Origin of the sequence: Polynucleobacter sp. UK-Mo-2m-Kol15, from assembly GCF_018881505.1 — a bacterium.
In the GTDB taxonomy this organism is placed as follows: domain Bacteria; phylum Pseudomonadota; class Gammaproteobacteria; order Burkholderiales; family Burkholderiaceae; genus Polynucleobacter.
In genome coordinates this window covers 2,084,975-2,107,084 of record NZ_JACVQC010000001.1, presented here as the reverse complement: position 1 = coordinate 2,107,084, position 22,110 = coordinate 2,084,975, and the positions used below count along the sequence as shown (strand labels likewise).

22 protein-coding genes are annotated in these 22,110 nt (G+C 46.7%); 9 read left to right on the top strand and 13 right to left on the bottom strand.

Annotated features, from left to right (window positions below; genetic code table 11):
* Window position 1: 1 nt before the first annotated feature.
* Both hda and ICN43_RS10775 read right to left on the bottom strand, forming a co-directional pair.
* Window positions 2-760, bottom strand: coding sequence for a DnaA regulatory inactivator Hda (gene hda, locus ICN43_RS10780; protein ID WP_216199666.1), 759 nt, complete (start codon window positions 758-760; stop codon window positions 2-4).
* 12 nt (window positions 761-772) lie between these two features.
* Complete coding sequence (locus ICN43_RS10775) at window positions 773-1,762, bottom strand: AI-2E family transporter (RefSeq protein ID WP_216199664.1); 990 nt, start codon at window positions 1,760-1,762, stop codon at window positions 773-775.
* 73 nt (window positions 1,763-1,835) lie between these two features.
* Between ICN43_RS10775 and purM the strand changes: the two genes are divergently transcribed.
* Window positions 1,836-2,888 carry a phosphoribosylformylglycinamidine cyclo-ligase gene (gene purM / locus ICN43_RS10770; protein ID WP_216199662.1) on the top strand — a complete coding sequence of 351 codons (1,053 nt, stop codon included), beginning with the start codon at window positions 1,836-1,838 and terminating at the stop codon, window positions 2,886-2,888.
* Window positions 2,889-2,901: 13 nt separating this feature from the next.
* On the opposite strand, the gene miaA is transcribed toward purM, so the two are convergent.
* From miaA to murJ, 3 genes are read right to left on the bottom strand one after another with little or no spacing between them, the layout of a single operon-like run.
* Window positions 2,902-3,906 carry a tRNA (adenosine(37)-N6)-dimethylallyltransferase MiaA gene (gene miaA / locus ICN43_RS10765; protein ID WP_216199660.1) on the bottom strand — a complete coding sequence of 335 codons (1,005 nt, stop codon included), beginning with the start codon at window positions 3,904-3,906 and terminating at the stop codon, window positions 2,902-2,904.
* A 55-nt stretch (window positions 3,907-3,961) separates the two neighbouring features.
* Complete coding sequence (locus ICN43_RS10760; RefSeq protein ID WP_216199659.1) at window positions 3,962-4,804, bottom strand: SirB1 family protein; 843 nt, start codon at window positions 4,802-4,804, stop codon at window positions 3,962-3,964.
* Between the two features lie 5 nt (window positions 4,805-4,809).
* The gene (gene murJ / locus ICN43_RS10755; protein ID WP_216199657.1) at window positions 4,810-6,363 is read right to left on the bottom strand and encodes a murein biosynthesis integral membrane protein MurJ; all 1,554 of its coding nucleotides are present in this window, start codon (window positions 6,361-6,363) and stop codon (window positions 4,810-4,812) included.
* Between the two features lie 152 nt (window positions 6,364-6,515).
* On the opposite strand from murJ, the gene rpsT reads away from it, so the two are divergent.
* On the top strand, window positions 6,516-6,782 hold the full coding sequence (rpsT, locus tag ICN43_RS10750; protein ID WP_216199656.1) for a 30S ribosomal protein S20: 267 nt from the start codon (window positions 6,516-6,518) through the stop codon (window positions 6,780-6,782).
* A 75-nt stretch (window positions 6,783-6,857) separates the two neighbouring features.
* Here the strand turns inward: rpsT and ICN43_RS10745 are convergent, their stop codons facing one another.
* Window positions 6,858-7,172 carry a DUF3579 domain-containing protein gene (locus ICN43_RS10745; RefSeq protein WP_216199655.1) on the bottom strand — a complete coding sequence of 105 codons (315 nt, stop codon included), beginning with the start codon at window positions 7,170-7,172 and terminating at the stop codon, window positions 6,858-6,860.
* 153 nt (window positions 7,173-7,325) lie between these two features.
* On the opposite strand from ICN43_RS10745, the gene argF reads away from it, so the two are divergent.
* The 3 genes from argF to ICN43_RS10730 all read left to right on the top strand — a co-directional run bounded on the left by argF (window position 7,326) and on the right by ICN43_RS10730 (window position 9,915).
* Window positions 7,326-8,273: an ornithine carbamoyltransferase gene (argF, locus tag ICN43_RS10740; protein ID WP_216199654.1), complete on the top strand. Its 948-nt coding sequence runs from the start codon at window positions 7,326-7,328 to the stop codon at window positions 8,271-8,273.
* 61 nt (window positions 8,274-8,334) lie between these two features.
* Window positions 8,335-9,564: an argininosuccinate synthase gene (locus ICN43_RS10735; protein WP_216199653.1), complete on the top strand. Its 1,230-nt coding sequence runs from the start codon at window positions 8,335-8,337 to the stop codon at window positions 9,562-9,564.
* Between the two features lie 45 nt (window positions 9,565-9,609).
* On the top strand, window positions 9,610-9,915 hold the full coding sequence (locus ICN43_RS10730) for a pyrimidine/purine nucleoside phosphorylase (RefSeq protein WP_216199652.1): 306 nt from the start codon (window positions 9,610-9,612) through the stop codon (window positions 9,913-9,915).
* A gap of 94 nt (window positions 9,916-10,009) precedes the next feature.
* Here ICN43_RS10730 and ICN43_RS10725 read toward each other — a convergent pair whose 3' ends face one another.
* Window positions 10,010-10,465, bottom strand: a complete 456-nt coding sequence (locus ICN43_RS10725; RefSeq protein ID WP_216199651.1) for a DUF192 domain-containing protein — start codon at window positions 10,463-10,465, stop codon at window positions 10,010-10,012.
* Window positions 10,466-10,586: 121 nt separating this feature from the next.
* Window positions 10,587-10,790, bottom strand: a complete 204-nt coding sequence (locus ICN43_RS10720) for a cold-shock protein (RefSeq protein WP_011903586.1) — start codon at window positions 10,788-10,790, stop codon at window positions 10,587-10,589.
* 277 nt (window positions 10,791-11,067) lie between these two features.
* On the opposite strand from ICN43_RS10720, the gene clpS reads away from it, so the two are divergent.
* A complete protein-coding gene (gene clpS, locus ICN43_RS10715) occupies window positions 11,068-11,424 on the top strand; it encodes an ATP-dependent Clp protease adapter ClpS (RefSeq protein WP_216200083.1) in 357 nt (118 codons plus the stop codon).
* Window positions 11,421-13,727 (top strand): ATP-dependent Clp protease ATP-binding subunit ClpA, encoded by a 2,307-nt coding sequence (gene clpA / locus ICN43_RS10710; protein ID WP_216199648.1) that lies wholly within the window; start codon window positions 11,421-11,423, stop codon window positions 13,725-13,727. Before clpS ends, clpA begins: the two co-directional genes overlap by 4 nt.
* 59 nt (window positions 13,728-13,786) lie before the next feature.
* Here the strand turns inward: clpA and dut are convergent, their stop codons facing one another.
* From dut to ICN43_RS10685, 5 genes are read right to left on the bottom strand one after another with little or no spacing between them, the layout of a single operon-like run.
* On the bottom strand, window positions 13,787-14,236 hold the full coding sequence (gene dut, locus ICN43_RS10705) for a dUTP diphosphatase (protein WP_216199646.1): 450 nt from the start codon (window positions 14,234-14,236) through the stop codon (window positions 13,787-13,789).
* A 27-nt stretch (window positions 14,237-14,263) separates the two neighbouring features.
* Window positions 14,264-15,475 carry a bifunctional phosphopantothenoylcysteine decarboxylase/phosphopantothenate--cysteine ligase CoaBC gene (gene coaBC, locus ICN43_RS10700; RefSeq protein ID WP_216199644.1) on the bottom strand — a complete coding sequence of 404 codons (1,212 nt, stop codon included), beginning with the start codon at window positions 15,473-15,475 and terminating at the stop codon, window positions 14,264-14,266.
* A gap of 9 nt (window positions 15,476-15,484) precedes the next feature.
* The gene (lspA, locus tag ICN43_RS10695; RefSeq protein ID WP_216199643.1) at window positions 15,485-15,979 is read right to left on the bottom strand and encodes a signal peptidase II; all 495 of its coding nucleotides are present in this window, start codon (window positions 15,977-15,979) and stop codon (window positions 15,485-15,487) included.
* Between the two features lie 30 nt (window positions 15,980-16,009).
* Window positions 16,010-18,889, bottom strand: a complete 2,880-nt coding sequence (gene ileS, locus ICN43_RS10690; RefSeq protein WP_370623203.1) for an isoleucine--tRNA ligase — start codon at window positions 18,887-18,889, stop codon at window positions 16,010-16,012.
* On the bottom strand, window positions 18,864-19,814 hold the full coding sequence (locus ICN43_RS10685) for a bifunctional riboflavin kinase/FAD synthetase (RefSeq protein WP_216199639.1): 951 nt from the start codon (window positions 19,812-19,814) through the stop codon (window positions 18,864-18,866). The genes ileS and ICN43_RS10685 overlap by 26 nt, the downstream gene beginning before the upstream one ends.
* A gap of 51 nt (window positions 19,815-19,865) precedes the next feature.
* Here ICN43_RS10685 and purN point away from each other — a divergent pair, with 51 nt between their 5' ends.
* Both purN and ICN43_RS10675 read left to right on the top strand, forming a co-directional pair.
* The gene (purN, locus tag ICN43_RS10680; RefSeq protein ID WP_216199637.1) at window positions 19,866-20,495 is read left to right on the top strand and encodes a phosphoribosylglycinamide formyltransferase; all 630 of its coding nucleotides are present in this window, start codon (window positions 19,866-19,868) and stop codon (window positions 20,493-20,495) included.
* Entirely contained in the window at window positions 20,492-22,081 is a 1,590-nt protein-coding gene (locus ICN43_RS10675) for an RsmB/NOP family class I SAM-dependent RNA methyltransferase (protein ID WP_216199635.1), read from the top strand. Before purN ends, ICN43_RS10675 begins: the two co-directional genes overlap by 4 nt.
* The last annotated feature ends 29 nt before the right edge of the window (window positions 22,082-22,110 follow it).

The following is a 22,110-nucleotide window of genomic DNA, read 5'->3' as shown; positions in this document are numbered from 1 at the left end:
TTTATTTTGGCTGCAAGAGCTCTCTCACAAGAGGTAGGGTGACAGCACGTTTTGTTTCTAGTGAATAGGAATCCAAAGCATCAATCAATGCCATCAGGTTTGGCATATCGCGATAAAAGCGATTTAACAACCAAGGCAATACATCTGGCGATAAAACCAAGCCGCGCGCTTGCGCTGCTTGGTGAAGCGCCTCTATTTTCTCACCATCGCCCAAAAGGTGAGTTTGAAAGACTAATCCCCACCCTAGGCGAGTGCGAAGGTCTTCTCTGAGCCTTAATACGCCAGGGGCGGCATTGCCTGACATGAAAATATGAACCGCTTTACTGGCCTGGATGGTATTCAGAATGCGAAATAAAGAGGCTACCAAGCGCTCGTCAAGTCGATCCACATCATCTACGGTGATGACAGAGGGCTGTTCACTTTCGCTAAGCGACGGCAAGCACTCCTCTAGGCGCACCCAGGAAATTGGTTCATTTGGGCTCAGGGAAAAGCGGTCCAAACCAAGTTGCTGAGCAGCATCGCCAATTGCGCTGAGTAAATGACTACGACCAGAGCCTTCTGGGCCCCACCAATAAATCCAGCGTTGATTTAACGGATTCTCACTTACCAAGCTTGGCGTCTTCATTTCCCAGGATTTGACTAAAGCCAATAGGGCGGAGTGCAGTGCTAAATTTTCCCCGGCTAAAAAATTACTTAAGCTGGGTTTGGGCGTGTGACCTATGTCGAGCGCAAACTGTTTTGGTAGTGAGGAGCTATTCATTGCTACTAAAATTTACTTCTGATACCACGGGCTTTGGGTATAGCGTGACCAAGCATATTGCAAAAGAACTAAGCCGACTGCACTCGTTGGTAATGCCAGAAGTACGCCAAAGAAACCAAACAATTTTCCAAATAACAATAAAGCAAATAGTACGGCAACTGGATGTAGGCCGATGCGCTCGCCTACTAGCCGTGGTGTGAGGAAGAAGCCTTCAATAAATTGGCCGAGCCCATAGATCACAAGGACGCCAATAATTGCACCTCCAGGCCCAAACTGCAAAAGAGCTGCAAGGATTGCCAAGGTGAAGCCTAATGTAATGCCGATGTAGGGAATCACAATCATTAGTGCAGTAAAGACGCCCAATGCCGCCGCACCCTGAATGCCAAGCAAACTTAAGCCTACGCTATAGAAAACTGACATGATGGAAATGACAATCAGCATGCCTCGGAGATATTGTGATAGCAGTCCGTCAGCATGCATGGCTAAGCCATGCACCGTTTCTTGTGCTCGAAGAGGTACGATTTTTCTAATGAGTTTAAAAAAGTGATCCCAGTCAATGAGTAGATAAAACATGACAAAGAGAATCAGAACTGCATTGACGAATCCAGCAATCACCGAGCTACCGGACATTAATACCGTCTCCAGAGTAGAAGACATCAGCGCATCGGAGTTGTCATTGAGGTGCGTAGTAATTTTTTGGGTAGCACTATCTTTCAGTGTGCTCCAGTCAAGATTGATGTGAAATTCGCTTAACTTGGGCCCAAGCCATGATTGGGTATTTTGAATCCAGGTCGGAAATTGCGCCTTGATGAGGGGAATTTCAGTTTTCAGGAGGGTAATAAAGAGGGTCAAAATCGAAAATACGACTGCCAGGCCAATAATCATGGCAATCCCAGCGGCTGCTGCGCGGGGTAGGCGATGCCTCTCAAGCCATAGGCATACTGGGCGCAGGGCATAAGCCAAAATAAATGCAGTTAGAAAAGGGGTAAAAATTTCAGCCATCGTGCTCGAATCCTCTAGAATTCAATGATTCTACCGACCAAGTTACGTTTCTTACTAATCTTCTATCTCTGCCATGAACTCATCTACTAATTCCCCCTCAAAAGGCCTTTCCTACCGTGATGCTGGTGTCGATATCGACGCTGGGGATGATTTGGTAGATCGTATTAAGCCCATGGCCAAAAAAACTATGCGAGAAGGCGTTCTGGCGGGAATTGGTGGCTTTGGAGCCTTGTTTGAGGTGCCAAAACGTTACAAAGAGCCCGTATTGGTATCCGGCACCGATGGTGTTGGCACAAAGCTTAGATTAGCCTTTGAGTGGAATCGTCACGATACGATCGGTCAGGATTTAGTTGCGATGAGCGTGAATGACATTTTGGTCCAGGGTGCCGAACCCCTCTTTTTCTTGGATTACTTCGCTTGCGGCAAGCTTACTGTAGATACTGCAGCAACTGTAGTTGGTGGCATCGCTAAGGGTTGTGAGCTATCTGGTTGCGCACTGATTGGCGGTGAAACTGCTGAGATGCCCGGTATGTATCCTCCGGGTGAATATGACTTGGCTGGTTTTGCAGTTGGCGCAGTTGAAAAATCCAAAATCATTACTGGCGCAACAATTGCTCCTGGAGATGTGGTCTTAGCAATTGCCTCAAGTGGCGCACATTCAAATGGCTATTCATTGGTTCGTAAAATTATTGATCGCGCTGGCGCCAAGCCGACCGATGATTTGGGTGGTCGTCCTTTGGGTGATGTCGTGATGGCGCCTACACAAATTTACGTGAAGCCACTACTTAAGCTTATTAACGAAATTAATGTGAAGGGTATGGCTCACATCACTGGTGGCGGTTTAGTGGATAACGTGCCACGTGTGCTTCCAGAAAATATTCAAGCTGTTCTCCATCGTGATAGCTGGAAAATGCCAGAACTCTTCCGCTGGTTACAGATGAAGGGTGGCGTAGCCGATGCAGAAATGGTACGCGTATTTAACTGCGGTATTGGCATGGTGGTAATTGTGTCTGCTGAGCAAGCTGATACCGCAATCCAGTCTCTGAAAGCTGAAGGTTTGCATGCTTGGACTGTTGGTGAGGTTGTAGAGCGTCCTACTGGAGCGCCGCAAACAATCGTTATTTGATTTCAGTAAAAATCTATCTACTGAGGCTTTGTTTGCAGTAGTCTAGCGCTGCCTGCAACTCATTTGGATTGAAGGGGTCATATATTTTTCTTCCTGCGATTGCGCGCAACCAAGTCAATTGTCTTTTACCAAGTTGCCGAGTAGCTGCCAGAGCCTTGGAGCGCATTTCAGTTTGATCTACTTCTCCTGATAAATACTCCCAGACTTGTCGATAGCCAACGGAGCGAATTGCTGGAAGGTCACCATGCAGATCCGAATTTTTTCTCAGTAGCTCAACCTCTTCTAACAATCCTCCCGCAAGCATTTCATCAAAGCGTTTTTCTAAGTTTTGATGCAAGCGTAAGCGATCGCTGGGCTCCAGTGAGATCAGGTCAATCCACTCTGGAATGGCTGAACCTTCTCTACCATCTTCGCTTGGTGAATCTGCCAGTAGCTCTGACATCGGCTTTCCCGTAATTTCATAAACCTCTAAAGCACGTTGTACTCGTTGAGAATCGTTGGGCTGTAAACGCGCAGCAGTGATGGGGTCAACTTTGGCTAAACCAGCGTGCATCGCAGGCCAGCCAATCGCCTTACCTTGCTCATCGAGACGGGCGCGGATCTCTGGGTCTGCTGGCGGTAGGGATGAAAGGCCATATGCCCAGGCCCGCCAGTACAGCATCGTGCCCCCCACTACAACGGGAATATTTCCGCGATGACGAATTTCTTCACTTAGTCTTTTGGCATCATTTGCAAAGCGCGCCGCCGAATAGGATTCAGTAGGCTCTAAGATATTAATCAGGTGATGCTGAACGGCAGCCTGTTCAGCCTGAGTTGGTTTGGCGCTACCAATATCTAATCCGCGATATACCAAAGCCGAGTCCATACTGATTAATTCAATGGTTTGGCCTAAAGATTGAGCATGGTCTGCCAATGCCATCGCGAGATGGGTTTTGCCTGCGCCTGTGGGGCCAACAATACAGAGTATGGGTGGCTTATGAGGTAAATGCGAAGGCTGAATGTGAGGTTCAGTTTGCATATCTCATTATAAGAATGAAATCTCGCAATCTTTGCGGAGATTGCAAAATCTTCGCTTAATGAAGCTTAGTTTGACCCTCTAGAGTAGCTATATGTTCACGAATATCTGCCGCATCTTCTGCGCCAGGCATCTCGCTTAAGTAGTGATGAAGATCAGCTATTGCAGGGCGTACATACTCTAGTTGCGCAAAGATCAAGCCACGGTCACGAACCTCTTCGGATGAATCTGGCAGCAAAATCACTAAACGTTCCTGAATTCCCAAAAGACGCTCCCAACGTTCATCTTCCGAATAAATCATTTTGAGATTTCTCATAAAGCGCGAGAGAATTTCTCGAGAGCTAGAGACCCTCAAAAAAATATTGAGTGGCAGACTGAGTTCGCCGCGATAACCTTTGGCATCTAGGTAAGGATCCAACATTTCTTGTAATTGATTTTTGGAGAGTGACTCACCATTTAAAGGGTCCATGATAATTTCCCCTTGCTGCAAGGAGATGCGCATCATGAAGTGATTTGGAAAGGATACTCCGCGAATATTTAAACCAATTTGCTGTCCGAGTTCCATCATCAAGATTGCCAATGAGATTGGAATACCACGGCGATTCTCAATGATCTGGTGAAGATAAGAGTTTTCGGGCGCGTAGAAGTCATTCGGGTTAGGGCCAAAACCTAACTCGTTATAAAAGAAATGTTTGAGCAATTGCAAACGCTGAATCGGTGGCGTATCAGGAGTGATGCGCTGCTTGAGTTTATTGCCCCACTGATCAATCTGATCGAGGACTCCCTGAACATCGAGATCGGGATACGCATGTTGTGCAACGGCTACTGTCGCCTCAGTTAGAGGGAGGTGTTCGTCTTCAGCAACGAGAGATGTGAAATAGTCGAGTTGTTGTGTTGGCATAAAAGCTATTTTGCATGACGTAAGAATTTTTGCCAGCGGATACCGACAAGACCTAAAGAGACAAAATAAACCACTGCAGCCACGGCCAGCCAAGCAGCAAGCAATCCAACGCGAATCCAGGGGCTTGATTGCAGTGCAATCCAATCATGCGCTGTAGCTGCGTAGTACAAGAGCATTGCAAAAGGAATTAAAGCAAGCAAGAGTTGCCCTAAATACTTTAACCATGCAGCGCTGGGCAGGGCGCCGCGCTGATGCAGGCCCACCCACAGTAGTGCAGCATTTAGGCAGGCTCCAGCGCCAACGGAGAGTGCTAGCCCGGCATGCCCAAGCCAAGGCACAAAAGCTAAATTAGCTAATTGGGTTGCCACTAGGACTAGCAAGCCAATCTTTACTGGCGTACGAATATCTTGCCGCGAGTAATAGCCAGGAGCCAAGATTTTTACCAAAATGAGGCCAATCAGTCCAACACCATAGGCTGCCAGCGCACGCTGTGTCATTAATACGTCTAGGGCATTGAATTTACCGTAGTGATATAGAACTGCCGCCAGTGGCTCCCCAAAGATAAAGAGGGTGATAGCGCAAGGTGCTGCCAATAAAAATGTTAGCTGCAATCCCCAAATTAACAGTTCTCCAGCATGTACCAAATCATTTTTTGCATTTGCTTTACTCAGGCTTGGAAGCAGCACTGTTCCAAGCGCCACCCCCAAAAGGGCAGTTGGAAATTCCATGAGGCGATCAGCATAGGAGAGCCAGGAAACGCTGCCTGTTTGTAAACGAGAGGCAATATTGGTATTAATGATGAGAGAAATCTGGGCGACTGAAACTGCAAATACTGCAGGCCCCATTAATTTCATGACGCGTCTAGCATCTGGATTGTTGATGGCTGCTTTGATGGCTCTCGGTAAAAGGCCTACCTTAGGCAATAAGCCAAGGCGGGATAACGCTGGAATCTGAATTGCGAGCTGTAGCACCCCCCCTAAAAGCACGCCGATGCTCAAGGCATAGATTGGTTGCTCAAGATGGGGTGCTAAAAAGATAGCGCTGCCGATGAGGGCGAGATTGAGCAAAACCGGAGTAAATGCTGGAATGGCAAAGCGGCCAAAGGTATTTAGGATTCCGGCTGACAGCGAAACCATCGAAATGAGGCCAATGTAGGGGAACATGATGCGGGTCATGACTACGCTCGCCTCATATTCTGGGCCACCCTCAAAGCCCGTAGCAATGGCAAAAATCAACAGGGGGGCGCCAATCACCCCAAGGAGTACTGTGAGTAACAAAGCCCAAAATAAGAGCGTAGCTACGGCATTGACAAGGATTTGGGACTGTTTTACATCCTCTTTGCTCGAGATTTCTCCTAAAATCGGGACAAATGCCTGAGAAAAGGCCCCTTCGGCAAAAAGTCTGCGAAGCAAATTGGGGATTCTGAAGGCCACATTAAAGGCATCGGTCCACTCTGAGGCCCCAAAACTACGGGCAATCAGGGTCTCCCGGAGTAGTCCGGTGATCCTGGAGAGCATTGTGAGGGAGCTGACCTTAGCAGCAGCAGAAAGCAGATTCATGGGCTAATTTTCCCCTATTTATCAAGCTACTGGGCTTTTTTAGTCCTTTAATGTAAAATCTTGGGTTTTGGTGGGCTAGCTTATGAATTTAGCGAACCACGCAGATTTCCAGTTAATCGTATTTTGTAATTTTTATATAGCAAGGTTTAGAGATGGCCAATACCGCACAAGCGCGTAAACGCGCACGGCAGGCAGTAAAACAAAATGAACACAACTCCAGTTTGCGTTCAAAGCTTCGTACCTCCATCAAGGCGGTTCGCAAAGCAATTGAAACTGGCGATAAGGCTGCTGCAGCCAAGATCTTCGCAGCAACTCAATCAACAATTGACAAGATTGCTGATAAAAAGATCGCTCATAAAAATACTGCATCACGTCAGAAGTCACGTTTGTCTGCAGCTATTAAGGCAATGGCAGCATAAGGTTTTTATAGTTTTAGGCAGGCTCTAGAGTAATCTGAGTCTAAGCCCGCTCCTTATCAGAGCGGGTTTTTGTTTTTAGGACTGGGATTGAGAATTCGGTTCGAATTCGCAGGCCTCTTCGATTGGTAGGTAATTGTCTTTGGCAAAGTTCATGACAAAGTCAAGCGCTCTCGGATCAAGATTTCTTAGTCTGGTATCAATAACAACGCATTTCACGTTTGCAATAAGCACTGGTCTAACATAAGGCGAGTAAGTGAAGCGGGGGTCACCAGTATCGCCTGGTGGGCGAAAAGTAGCCATAACTCCGCAAAGACGCTCTGCCCAGTCACTAGGGCGAAAAGGTTTGCCGGACGTTGTAATGCCTTGAATGAAAAGCTTTTTGTGGTTCAAGTTGGCGTAGAAATCGTTGTAAGGAATCAGTGTTGCTCAGCCCTCTAGCTTAACAGTCTGCGAAGGCCTTAAGATGACTTTAGGAACTATTTTCGTGCAGTTCGATGTCTCAAACAAAAAATGCAAGCTAAAACTCCAGTAGAAAGCTCAACAATGACATCTTTGGCAAAGCCTCAAGTGCCTGGCCAGGTTAAGCATTACTTGCAGTTTGCTGACCTGACACGCGAAGAGTATGACTATCTCCTCAAGCGCTCTGCTTGGCTCAAGACGAAATTCAAAAGTTACGAGACTTGGCATCCTCTTCATGATCGCACCTTAGCAATGATCTTTGAGAAGCATTCGACTCGTACTCGTCTTTCTTTTGAGGCAGGCGTACACCAGCTTGGCGGTCACGCTGTATACCTAAACACCCGAGATACGCAGTTGGGTCGTGGCGAGCCGGTAGAAGATGCTGCACAGGTGATTTCTAGGATGACCGACATCATTATGATTCGTACCTTTGGCCAAGAGATTATTGAGCGCTTTGCAGCAAATTCTCGTGTGCCAGTAATTAATGGTCTAACTAACGAATACCATCCTTGCCAGGTGTTAGCTGATATCTTCACCCTTGTAGAGGCACGTGGCCCAATCCAGGGTAAAACAGTTGCTTGGGTCGGTGATGCTAACAATATGGCCTATACCTGGATTCAGGCGGCTGAGTGTTTGGATTTCCAAATTCGTTTCTCTGCTCCAGAAGGTTATCAGTTGGACGACTCTAGATTGACTGAGAAAGCTTCAAAGCACTTGACTATATGTGCTGATCCAAAAGATGCCTGCAAGGGCGCTGATTTGGTCAGCACTGATGTTTGGACCAGCATGGGCTATGAGGATGAAAATACCTCTCGTATGGCTGCTTTTAAAGACTGGAAGGTCGATGAAGAGTTGATGTCTTTGGCCAAGCCAGAGGCTTTATTTATGCATTGCTTGCCAGCACATCGCGGTGAAGAAGTTTCTGCAGAAGTGATTGATGGTCCACAAAGTTTTGTTTGGGAAGAGGCTGAAAATCGTCTGCATGTTCAAAAGGCTCTGATGGAGTATCTCCTCTGCGGCCGCTTAGATTAAGTTATTTTTAAGCAATTTGTTTTGGTTGTTATTGGTTAATTTTTTTGATTGAATAAAAATCATGTCTGATATTAAAAAAGTAGTTCTAGCTTATTCCGGTGGTCTTGACACTAGCGTAATCTTAAAGTGGCTTCAAGATACCTATCAATGTGAGATTGTTACCTTCACTGCTGATTTAGGTCAGGGTGAAGAGTTGGAGCCGGCTCGCGCCAAAGCGCTGCAGTTTGGCATCAAACCCGAAAATATATTCATCGACGACTTGCGTGAAGAGTTTGTTCGCGACTTTGTGTTCCCTATGTTCCGCGCCAATACGATTTACGAAGGCGAGTATCTGTTAGGCACTTCCATCGCACGCCCACTGATTGCTAAGCGCCAAATTGAAATTGCTCGCCAGACTGGTGCGGACTCCGTATCACACGGCGCTACCGGTAAGGGCAATGATCAGGTGCGTTTTGAATTGGGTTACTATGCACTCGAGCCAGGAATCAAAGTAATTGCTCCATGGCGTGAGTGGGATCTCCTCTCGCGTGAAAAATTGATGGCCTATGCGGAAAAACATGGCATCCCAGTCGAGATGAAGCATAAGCAAGGCGGTTCACCCTATTCTATGGATGCTAACTTATTGCATATCAGTTACGAAGGTCGCCACCTCGAGAATCCAAATGCTGAAGCAGAAGAGTCAATGTGGCGTTGGACCATATCCCCTGAAAAAGCGCCGGATGCTCCAGAAGTAATCGAAATTGAATTCCGCGCTGGTGATCCAGTTGCGATTAATGGCAAAGCCTATAAGCCGCATGAGCTGTTGGCTGAACTCAATCGCATCGGTGGTATGCATGGTATTGGCCGTCTGGACTTAGTGGAGAACCGCTTTGTTGGTATGAAGAGCCGTGGCTGCTACGAAACTCCTGGCGGCACTATCTTGTTAAAAGCACATCGCGGTATCGAGAGCATTACCTTGGATCGCGAAGTGGCTCACCTCAAAGACGACTTGATGCCACGTTACGCTAGCTTGATCTACAACGGTTTATGGTGGGCTCCAGAGCGTCTTGCCTTGCAAACCTTAATTGATCATACTCAAAAGATGGTCAATGGTGTTGTGCGCTTGAAGCTCTACAAAGGATCTGTCTCTGTAATTTCACGTGACTCAATAAATACTTTGTTTGACCAAACTATCGCCACCTTTGATGATGATGGCGGCGCTTATAACCAGGCTGATGCTGGGGGATTCATTAAGCTCAATGCCTTACGCATGCGGATTGCTGAAATCGCAAGACGTAAGCGCGCCAAGTAATTAAGACAAACAACTAGCTAGTAACTCAGATTAGAAGGAATAAAGATGCAATTTGATCAAGTTTCTGTAGGAAAAAAAGCCAATGTATTTTTTGATGGTAAGTGCGTGTCCCATACCGTGACCTTGCCAAATGGTAATCGTAAGTCGGTCGGCGTTGTACTACCAAGCACCTTACGTTTTGATCTCAGTACCAAAGAAATCATGGAAGTCATCGATGGTAATGCTTTTGTCAGCATTAACGGCGCCCCAGAAGTCGAGTTCAAGGCGGGTCAAAGCTGGGAAGTAGAAAAAGGTGGTTATTTCATCATTCGTGCCGAGTCTCCAGTGCATTACGTATGCCATTTTGAGTAAGTGATTTGGTGAGCAAGGCGATCATTTCTATTTCGCCCAAAAGAAAACGCAGACCGAGGTCTGCGTTTTTTGTTTTATAGCTACGATCACCCTCTTATTTTTTAGGTAGCCCTTGAATAACGGTGCCGGGTAAGATGACTCTCTCGGAGAACCACTGTTTATTCATCTCAAGCGCATAACGAACAGCTGCTTTAGGGCAGTGGTTGTTAGTAGTTTCCGCTTGCATCTCTTCGATATTCACAATCTTGCCGTCATCAGCAATGAAGGCAATCGATAGGGGAATCTTCGTATTGTTCATCCAGAAGCAATGACCAGCTTTTTGCTCAAAGATAAAGAGCATGCCGGAATTGGTGGGCATGCTGATGCGATTCATGAGCCCAACTTCACGTGCTTTAGGGGTGTCAGCTAACTCTGCCTGAATGCGATAGATTCCAGCCTTGAGTTCAATTGTAGGTAGGCCAATGTTCTGTTGAGCATGTGCAGAAGTTGAGAGGATGCAAGCGATTGCCGCGAGTGAAAAAATGCATTGCTTGAGCTTGAGTAAACACATGATGTTTTGTCTGATGGGTGTAGGTGAGGTAATTCTAAGGTAGGGTCAGCTAAGCTAGAAAATATGGACGAAAAAAAACCCAGGAACAAGTCCTGAGTTTTTAATAATGATCTAAAGCAGATTAAGCTGCTTGGATATTAGTAGCTTGTTTGCCCTTAGGACCTTGGGTAATGTCAAACGTTACCTTTTGGTTTTCCTTGAGTGTTTTAAACCCAGGCATTGTGATTGCGCTGAAATGCGCAAACAACTCTTCTTCACCATCATCAGGTTTGATAAAGCCAAAACCTTTTGCATCATTGAACCACTTAACAATTCCGGTCGCCATGCGAACTCCATTACATAAACTTAAAACAACCGTGATGAGGGTGAATACTTTTTAATCAGTCTCGCTCTACAACACGCCTAAATAGGACTTCAAATGAAGCCTACCCCCTGATTGTTTGCCCTTTATGGTGGGGTGTCAAGGGGGTGGCTAAATATAGTTACGATTACCCCCCCCTTTTTTTATCGAAAAATGCCCCAATATAGTGTTTAAGGCCCTTTCTTGATGGTTTTTTTGCAACAAAGCCCTCAAATCCTAATTTTTTACATCTGTGTTTAGAATGTTTCACATGAGTCGTACAACGAAAAACCCCACGGTTGGTAATCCAAACAACCCTCACATTGAGGACACCATTCTTCTCGAAAAGCAGGCCGAGAAGCTAAAGGCGCCTTCGATGTATAAAGTTTTACTATTGAATGACGATTACACGCCAATGGAATTTGTGGTGATGGTAATTCAGGAGTATTTTAATAAGGATCATGAGACGGCTACACGGATTATGTTGCAGGTTCATTTAGTTGGCAAAGGCATTTGCGGTGTATTCACGCGAGATGTTGCGGCAACAAAAGTGCATCAAGTTATCGAGCTATCCCGCGAAGCGGGTCACCCACTACAGTGCACTATGGAGGAAGCATGATTGCCCAGGAACTAGAAGTCAGTTTGCATATGGCGTTTGTTGATGCGCGAGCTTCAAGACATGAATTTATTACAGTAGAGCATTTGCTTGCTGCCTTGTTGGACAATGCAACCTCAGTTGAGGTTTTAAAAGCCTGTGCTGTCAATATTGCTGAGCTCCGTTCTCAGCTTAAGAATTTTATTAATGACAACACACCAGTTGTTCCGGGTAACGATGAGGTTGATACGCAGCCAACTTTAGGTTTTCAGCGGGTAATTCAACGCGCCATCATGCACGTGCAATCCACTTCAAATGGGAAGAAAGAGGTTACCGGAGCCAATGTGCTCGTAGCCATCTTTGGCGAAAAAGATTCACATGCGGTCTACTTCTTGCAGCAGCAGGGCGTTACTCGTCTAGATGTGGTGAACTTTATTAGCCATGGTGTACGCAAAGATCAAGCTGAACCAGTCAAGCCTGCTGAATCTACTCAGGAGACGGAAGATGCAAGCTCCGGCGGCAAAGAGAGTCCGTTGGAGCAGTACACCCAAAATCTCAATGTTCTAGCTAAGCAGGGCAAGATTGATCCGCTGATTGGTCGAGATAGCGAAGTTGAGCGCGTGATTCAGGTGCTGTGCCGTCGTCGCAAAAACAATCCGCTATTAGTAGGTGAGGCTGGTGTTGGTAAGACTGCGATTGCCGAAGGTCTGGCTTGGAGAATTGTGAAGGGCGATGTGCCTGAGATCTTGGCTGATGCCACAGTCTATTCATTAGATATGGGTGCCTTATTAGCGGGCACTAAATACCGTGGCGATTTTGAGCAGCGCTTGAAGAGTGTTCTGAAGTCTTTAAAAGATAGCGCCCATGGTGTTTTATTTATCGATGAGATTCATACCTTAATCGGTGCCGGTGCTGCATCTGGCGGTACATTGGATGCAAGCAATTTGTTAAAGCCTGCCCTATCGAATGGCCAGCTTAAGTGTATCGGTGCAACAACCTTCACTGAGTACCGTGGCATTTTCGAGAAAGATGCCGCATTGTCACGTCGATTCCAGAAGGTAGATGTGGTTGAGCCAACCGTTGATCAGACGGTGCAAATCTTGCGTGGCCTCAAATCTCGCTTTGAAGAGCACCATGGAGTTAAATACGCTTCCGCTGCTTTAGTGGCTGCCGCTGAGCTATCTTCACGTTATATCAATGATCGCCATTTGCCAGATAAAGCAATTGATGTGATTGATGAGGCTGGTGCGGCACAACGGATCCTGCCCAAGTCAAAACAGAAGAAAACTATTGGTCGTCCAGAGATTGAGGAGATCGTAGCAAAGATTGCTCGGATACCGCCACAGTCTGTAACTGTAGATGATCGCAGCAAGCTACAAACTTTAGATCGCGATATTAAGAGCGTGGTATTTGGCCAAGATCCAGCAATTGAGGCCTTAGCCAGTGCTATTAAGATGACCCGGGCTGGTCTTGGTAAGATCGATAGACCGATTGGCTCATTCTTATTCTCTGGCCCAACTGGGGTTGGCAAGACTGAAGTTGCCAAGCAGCTGGCTTATATTTTAGGTATCGAGCTCCTACGTTTTGATATGTCGGAGTACATGGAGCGCCATGCGGTCAGCCGTTTGATTGGCGCACCCCCAGGATATGTAGGCTTTGATCAAGGTGGCTTGCTAACTGAAGCCGTAAATAAGAAGCCGCATTGCGTTCTCTTGCTTGATGAGGTTGAGAAAGCCCATCCGGATATTTTCAATATTCTCTTGCAGGTAATGGATCACGGAACCCTCACTGACAACAATGGGCGAAAGACTGATTTCCGCAACGTCATCATCATTATGACAACCAATGCTGGTGCAGAAGCAATGCAGAAGTCCACCATCGGCTTTACCAATGCTCGTGAGTCTGGCGATGAAATGGCAGATATTAAGAAGTTCTTTACGCCAGAGTTCCGCAATCGTTTAGATGCGATTGTTTCCTTCAAGGCGCTTGATGAGACCATCATCATGCGTGTTGTTGACAAATTCTTAATGCAGTTAGAAGAGCAATTGCATGAGAAGAAAGTGGATGCAACCTTTAGTCCAGCATTGCGTGCGCATCTGGCTAAGCATGGTTTTGACCCACTTATGGGTGCAAGACCAATGCAACGCATTATTCAAGATACGGTACGTAAAGCCTTGGCTGACGAGCTACTTTTCGGTAAATTGGCGCAGGGCGGTCATGTCGCGGTTGACATCGATACAGATGGCAAGGTTCAGCTTCAGTTTGATGCCCCAGTAGTTCCTGGCAAGCGGCCTAAGGCTGATGTGGCTCCGGTTGAGGAAATTTGACAGAAAATAAAAAACCACCTTCGGGTGGTTTTTTATTGGGTAATACTATTCGGATTAAATCAGCTGCGTCCTGTACTTCCAAACCCACCAGCGCCACGACTACTCTCCGTGAATTCCTCAACCACCTTGAGCTCCACTTGTTGCACTGGCATCACCACTAATTGAGCTAAGCGCTCCATCGGCTCTAGCTTGAATGCTGAAGAACCGCGGTTCCAAGTGCTCACCATGAGTTGACCCTGGTAATCCGAATCAATCAATCCCACTAAATTGCCGAGAACGATGCCATGCTTATGGCCTAGGCCTGAGCGCGGTAGGATGAATGCCGCATAGCGTGGGTCTTCCACGTAAATTGCTAAACCCGTTGGGATAAGGACTGTGTGTCCCGGGGCAATCTCAATGGTTTCATCAATACAGGCGCGAAGATCTAGTCCAGCACTACCAGGAGTTCCATATGCAGGTAATTGGTCGCGCATACGTTCATCGAGAATTTTGACTTGAAGTTCTTGCATGGAGTTTCCTAAAACTGGTTTTGAGTTTTATATTTTTTTGGCAACTAATTGAATGAGTTGACGTGCAAGCTGAAGCTTTTCAGCTTTAGCAATTTTTTTACTACCGCTTTCATCGACGATGAGTAGCTGGTTGAGATCGCTACCAAAGGTATCTGGACCAATGTTGCCGATGATCATCGGAATACCTTTGCGTTTACGCTTTTCTTCTGCATGCTTTTGAAGGTCCGTAGATTCAGCTGCAAAACCAACGCAGTAAGGATATGACTTACCGTTTTTTATTTTGACTATTTTCGCGACATCAGCCAGGATATCTGGGTTGGCTATGAACTCTAGAGTTGGAGCCAGTTTCCCCTGGCGCTTCATTTTTTCTTTAGCTGGCTTGGCAACTCCCCAGTCTGCAACAGCGGCTACCGCAAAGAAAATATCGCAGTTTGCAGATTGTATTGTGGCTGCGTGCATTTCTTTAGCGCTAACTACATTCGTGCGCGTAATTTTTCCAGTCGCAGCCAGTGGTGTATCTAGCTCGCAAGGACCGGCTATCAGGTGAACTTCCGCACCAGCCTCTACAGCAGCGCGCGCGATTGCAAAACCCATCTTGCCAGAGCTACGATTGGTAATGCCACGTACGGGATCGATTGCTTCAAAGGTAGGCCCGGCAGTAATTAAAACTCTCTTGCCTAACAAGGGTTTCTTTTGGAAGAAGGCAATTAATTGCTCGGTAATTTCTGCGGGTTCGAGCATGCGACCAAAGCCCACTTCGCCACACGCCTGAAAGCCACTTGCAGGGCCGAGTAATGTGACATTGTCTTTAATTAGTCGTTCAGCACTTCTTTGGGTAGCATCATGCTCCCACATTTGTTTGTTCATGGCGGGAGCAAGTAGTAAGGGGCAATCTCTCGCCAGGCAAAGCGTGGTCAGTAAATCATCAGCCAGGCCAAGAGATAGTTTAGCCATCAGATCTGCACTTGCTGGCGCAATCAAAATCGCATCAGCAGCTCTTGAAAGCTCAATATGTGCCATGTTATTGGCAATGCTGCTATCCCATTGACTGGTGTAAACCGGATTGCCTGTGAGTGCTTGCATGGTGACGGGCGTCACAAATTGCTGGGCAGCTTGCGTCATTACTACTTGGACACTAGCACCCTCTTGTATCAACTGGCGCGCTAGCTCGGCAGACTTATAGGCCGCAATGCCCCCAGAAATGCCGAGAACGATTTTCTTATTTAAAAGTGATTGCATGGCGCCAGCTTAAAGGGAATGGGGGGTTTTGCCAAATGACTTGCGTAATTCACCCCAAATAATGAGGGTCGCCCCAATGCAAATGGCACTATCAGCAATATTAAATGCTGGCCAATGCCAATTGGCGTAGTGCAGGTCAATAAAGTCCACTACAGCGCCATACATGATGCGATCTAGGACATTGCCTAGTGCGCCACCCAGAATGAGGCTGAGAGCCCAGCAGAGCATTTTGTCATCAAGGCTCTTGCGTAATAGCCAAAGAATATAAACAGAAGCCGCTAGGCCAAGGACTGTGAAGAACCAGCGCTGCCAACCAGAGCTCTGCGCTAAAAATGAAAACGCTGCCCCTGGGTTAAACAGTAACAACCAGTTCATAAATGGTAAAACAGGTTCGGGTACGCCTAACTGCAAATTACTCAAGGCAGACCATTTGCTCAGCTGGTCTAGCAAAAGCGTAACAATTGCAATCACTAGGTAACGGAGAAAGGAGAGATTTTTTTTCATGATGTATTGACAATCTTTTCGCTATTTTGTTTATGCGAAAAGACGGGATTCACCACTTCCAAAAAGATTGCTGATACAACGACTACACAATTCTGGGTGCTCGGCATTAGCGCCAACATCGGCGGTGTGATGCCAGCAGCGCCCACACTTTTTATATTGACTACCTCTCACCAGGACTTCGAGGCCACCATTACTCAATTCAATGTTGGCACTAGACGTAATGGTCACAAAGCGTAAGTCATCTTCAAGAGAATGCAAAATTGCAAAATCGATATCACCTACTTTGATGGTGAGCTCTGCCTGTAGCGATGAACCAACATTACCTGCTTCACGTTCAATTTCAATTGCTTTAGTTACTTCGGAGCGAATTTCACGAATACGGCTCCACTTAGCAAGAAGTTCGGTAGCTTGAGTGATTTCTGGAAAAGTGCCAAACTCTTCCATGAAGATGGACTCCTTGGTTTTTTCATCTGAACCATGCGGGAATGATAACCAGGCTTCCTCAGCTGTAAAGGAGAGAAATGGGGCGAGCCACTTGAGTAGATTGCGGGTGATATGAAAGAGGGCATTCTGCGCCGCACGACGCTCTTTTGAATCTGGTGCGCTGGTATAGAGACGGTCTTTCAGAATATCTAAGTAGAAGCCACCCAAATCTTCCGAGCAGAAAGTCAGCATGCGCACTACAGCAGGCTGGAACTCATAAGCCTTGTAGTGAGCCTGAACTTCATTTTGTAATTGATTGGCGAGAGCAACAGCATAGCGATCAATCTCAAGCCACTCGCTTGCAGGCATGCTGTGCTTTGATGGATCAAAGTCGGAGAGGTTAGCCAGCAAGAAACGCAAAGTATTGCGAATACGACGATAGCTTTCCACTACCCGTTTCAGAATCTCATCGGAAATGGTCATCTCACCGGAATAATCGGTAGACGCTACCCACAAACGAATAATCTCCGCGCCCAGCTTGTCGGCAACCTGTTGAGGAGCTATGACGTTACCCACAGACTTGCTCATCTTGCGGCCTTGACCATCGACGGTAAAGCCATGCGTTAGGAGTGCTTTGTATGGTGGCTTGCCATCGAGCATTGCGCCAGTAAGCAGAGATGAGTGGAACCAACCGCGGTGTTGGTCTGAACCCTCAAGATATAAATCAGCTAAACGACCATCAGCGCTTTCGGCTTCAGGGCGATAGAGCTCATCACGGTGTGAGCCACGAATGACGTGCCAATGCGTGGTGCCAGAGTCAAACCAGACGTCTAGAGTGTCACGATTCTTCTCATATTGAGCCGCTTCTTCGCCAAGCATTTCAGACGCTTCTAGTTTTTGCCAAGCTTCAATACCTTCTTTTTCAACGCGCTTGGCAATTTCTTCAAGCAACTCCACTGTACGTGGATGGGGCTCTCCACTTTCTTTATGAACAAAGAAAGCCATTGGGACGCCCCACTGGCGCTGACGTGACAAAGTCCAATCTGGACGGTTGGCAATCATACTACTCAGTCGTTGTTTACCCCAAGCTGGGAAGAAATCGGTGTTATCAATACCTGCTAATGCAGTCTCTCGCAAACTTGTATTGCCATCAGAAGGTTTCTTATCCATACTCGCAAACCACTGTGAAGTGGCGCGATAAATAATCGGAGATTTGTGACGCCAGCAGTGCATATAAGAGTGGGTATAGGTCTTATCTCGCAAGAGGCTTCCCGCCTCACGCATGGCCTCTACAATCTTCGGATTGGCTTTCCAGATATATTCATTGGCAAAGAGTGGCAACCAAGAAGCGTAGACACCATTACCCATGACTGGATTCAAGATATCTTTATCTGCGAGTTTGTTTGCTTTGCAAGACTTAAAGTCTTCTTCTCCATAAGCCGGTGCGGAGTGCACTACACCAGTGCCTGTGTCGAGCGTGACATATTCAGCAGGATAGATTGGTGAAAGTCGCTTATAGCCTTCATGTAATGGAGCAAGCGGATGCCAGAAAGAAATATTGGCTAACTGACTACCCAGGCAAGTGGCAACCACTTTTCCTTCAAGACCGAAGTCCTGCAAACAAGATTCCACTCGATCCTCTGCCAGGATGAGTAACTTGTCACCAGTATCGACCAAAGCATAGGTAAGTTCAGGATGAACATTGAGTGCTTGGTTTGAAGGAATGGTCCAAGGTGTTGTTGTCCAGATCACGATCATTCCAGGCTTAGTTGGAATTTCAGTCAGACCAAATGCTTTTGCTAGCTGAGGACGCTGTGCATCATCAAAAGCAAAGCCAACGTCTACGGTTGGATCAATCTTATCTTGGTATTCCACTTCAGCTTCAGCCAATGCGGAGCCGCAATCGAAGCACCAGTTCACTGGCTTTAGACCACGGAAAACATAAGCTTTTTCCCAGATTTTCCCAAGCGCACGAATCTCATCGGCTTCATTGCGGAAATTCATGGTGAGATAAGGGTTATTCCAATCACCTAAGACGCCTAAGCGCTCAAAGTCTTTCTTCTGCTTATCTACTTGTACCTTGGCGTAGGCACGTGCTTTTGATTGGACTTCAGCAGTCGGTAAATTTTTGCCAAATTCTTTTTCGATCTGAATCTCAATTGGCATACCGTGGCAATCCCAACCTGGGACGTATACAGAGTCAAAGCCCATCAGCCAGCGGGACTTCACGATCATATCCTTCAGGATCTTATTTACGGCATGACCAATGTGAATGTCACCGTTTGCATAGGGAGGGCCATCATGCAAAATAAATTTTGGCTGATTAGCATGCGCTGCACGAATCTTTTCGTAGAGTTTATTTTTCTGCCACTGTGCAACCCATTGTGGCTCACGTTTCGGCAAATCTCCCCGCATCGGAAATGATGTTTCTAGAAGATTGACGGGATAAGAGTTTTCTTTTTCAGACATAAGTTTTTTTCTGGAAATAATTTCTGGCATGCGCTGCATCAGATGCAATCGCTTTGGTAAGGGTATCGAGATCAGCGTACTTTGCCTCATCACGAATTTTTTCTAAGAGCTCTACGGTAATAATTTTTCCGTAGACATCACCGTTGTAATCAAAGATATGGGTCTCAAGTAATACGCGACCCTCATCTTCTACCGTTGGTCTTACGCCGAGACTGGCAACAGCAGGGAGTGGCTTGTCTTCAAGCCCCAAGACTTGTGCAGTAAATATGCCAGAGCAAGCGGGCTTGCGGTGATGTAGGTGATTGGCAACTGCAAGATTGAGTGTTGGAAAGCCTAGTGTGCGTCCCAATTTTTGTCCATGAATAACATGCCCAGAGATACCATAAGGGCGACCTAATAGTTTTCTGGCTTGATCCATATTGCCATTGGCCAAAGCATTACGTAGTGCTGAGCTAGAAATTCTTTCACCATCTTCTTGTACGGTGAGAATACTAGAGACTTCAAAACCAAATTGTTCGCCAGCTGCTTTAAGACTTTCAAAGTTACCAGCGCGTTTTGCTCCATAGCAAAAATCATCCCCGATCAAAATCCATTTAGCATTAAGCTGTTTGACAATGATTTCAGAAACAAATTCTTCAGGAGTGAGGCGAGCAAATGCACTGTTGAAATGCTCCACCACTACACGATCAATGCCGATGTCGGCAAATGCAGCTAGCTTATCGCGTAAATTTAAAATGCGCGGGGGAGCTTGCTCTGGAGAAAAGAATTCCTTGGGGTGCGGTTCGAAAGTCATTAAGCAGCTAACCAAGCCACGTTCTTGGGCGCCATCTTTAAGTTGTTTCAGTAGGGCGAGATGACCCCTGTGCACGCCATCGAAATTACCGATGGTTAAGGCACAAGCTGGTCCTGCAGAAAACTGGGTAGGGCCACGGAATACGTTCACTAAATCACTTTCAGGGTCGCTTTCGGGGTAACCATCAATTATATTGTGGGCATGCCATCTATCGTCACCTTAATCTCAGGCCGCGGATCTAATTTCGAGGCCATCGTCAAAACAGCTCAAAAAGAGCGGTGGCCGGTCACTTTTGCCGGGGTTATTGCCAACCACTCTGCAGCTAAGGGCCTTGATTTTGCTCGTTCTCAGGGTATTCCAGCCTTTAGCATTGAGCACCGAGAGCATGCTTCGCGTGAGTCGTTTGATGCTGCTCTCATCGCGAAAATCGATGAACTAGGGGCAGATTTAGTGGTATTAGCGGGTTTTATGAGAATTCTGACCCCAGGCTTTATCCGTCATTTTGAGGGTCGCCTGATGAATATTCACCCCGCCTTGCTCCCTGCCTTCCCAGGTTTACATACCCATGAGCGCGCTTTGGAGGCTGGAGTGGGCGAACATGGTGCCAGTGTGCATTTTGTTACTGAGGGTGTCGATGAGGGCCCCATCATCTGCCAGGCCTCAGTTCCGGTACTTCCAGGTGATGATGCTGATAGCTTGGCAGCGCGAGTTTTAGCAGCTGAGCATCAGATTTATCCGCGGGCCGTAAAATGGTTCCTAGATGGACGATTGCGAATAGAAGGTAATCAAGTTCAGGTTCAACCACCGGAGTCGCAATTAATAAAATTATGAGTAAAGAACGTTCATCACGCGGAGCTAGCCCCGGATCAAAATCTGGATCCCGCTTGGGCCCACAAAAAAGTTATGCCGCTAAATCAAAAGATCCATTGCGTCGCCCAGAGCGTCGCAATGCGAGTGGCAACATTATTGCCCTTGAAGGTCAGAAAAACTTTTCAAATGCCAAGGCTTTGCCTCAGCATGCCATTCATTTAGAGCGTTTAATTCCAGAGTTACTCAACTTTGAGCAGCCTGCTGATCGTGTGGTGAGTCGGTATTTCCGCTCAGAACCGCAGTTAGGAAATCGTGATCGCGCCTTGATTGCTGAGAGTGCTTTTGCCATCCTACGTCGTAAAAATGAGTTCTCACAATTTGCCTCAAGCGGCGAGGGATCCCAAGCTAGACGATTAGCCCTGTTAGGCTTGCTGTCTGCTTTGTCTGAGGGTGGTTTAGGTTCTGCTAATCGTGCAGAGAGTGCAATTGCCGATTTGGCGCACGTGTTGAAGACCGGTGAGTATGAATGGTTACAACGTTTTGCAACGGTTGACCCTAGCGCCCTCAATCCATTAGTTCGCAATAATTTGCCCGAATGGTTGTGGGAGGCATTTGGAAAATATCCCGGTGAAGAGTCACGTGAAGCACTGGCTAAATCACTCATGCATCCAGCCCTTTTAGATTTACGTGCCAATACGATGAAGACGACTCGTGAGCAATTGCTTACCGAGATGAATGCCCTTGGTGGTCGCTATCAAGCCATTCCAACTCCTTACGCTCCTGATGGTGTTCGCATCATGGGTAAGCCTGCTTTACAAAATACCATTGGCTTTAAAGCGGGGATGTTTGAAGTTCAAGATGAAGGTAGTCAGTTGTTGGCTTACTTACTTGCACCTAAACGCGGTGAGATGGTGGTAGATTTTTGTGCAGGTGCCGGCGGCAAGACTTTAGCAATTGGCGCAATCATGCGATCCACAGGGCGTTTGTATGCATTGGATACATCGGAGCGTCGTTTGGCCAATTTAAAGCCACGGCAAGCCCGTAGCGGCCTCTCTAACGTTCATCCTGTTTGGATTGATAGTGAGAATGACACCAAGATTAAACGCTTGGCCGGTAAGATCGATCGCGTTTTAGTGGATGCCCCTTGTAGCGGGATGGGTACTTTGCGCCGCAATCCTGATCTCAAATGGCGCCAAACCCCAGAAGGCGTTCTGGAGCTCAATCAAAAGCAGATGAATATTTTGGCATCTGCAAGTCGCTTGCTAAAGCCTGGCGGACGCTTGGTTTATGCCACCTGCAGCCTATTACCCCAAGAAAACCAGCAAATTGCAGAGGATTTTTTAGCAAAGCATCCAAATTTTGAGGTTGTTCCAGCTGCTGAGGTTCTTAAACCTTTGTTTCCTAAGGATAAAATTCCTTTAGGCTGCACTCCAGATAATCCTTGGTGGCAGTTATGGCCACATATTCATGGTACGGATGGCTTCTTTGGTGCTGTTTTCCAAAAGAAGGCTCTTGCTCCCGTAGAGATGAGTGATCAGGGCAAAGCTAAAGATGGGGAAAAAGAGATCAAGATCAAAGTCAAGAAGGTTGCTAAAGAATTAAAATAAGGGTTTAGATCTCCTTCAGGGAAACCCTT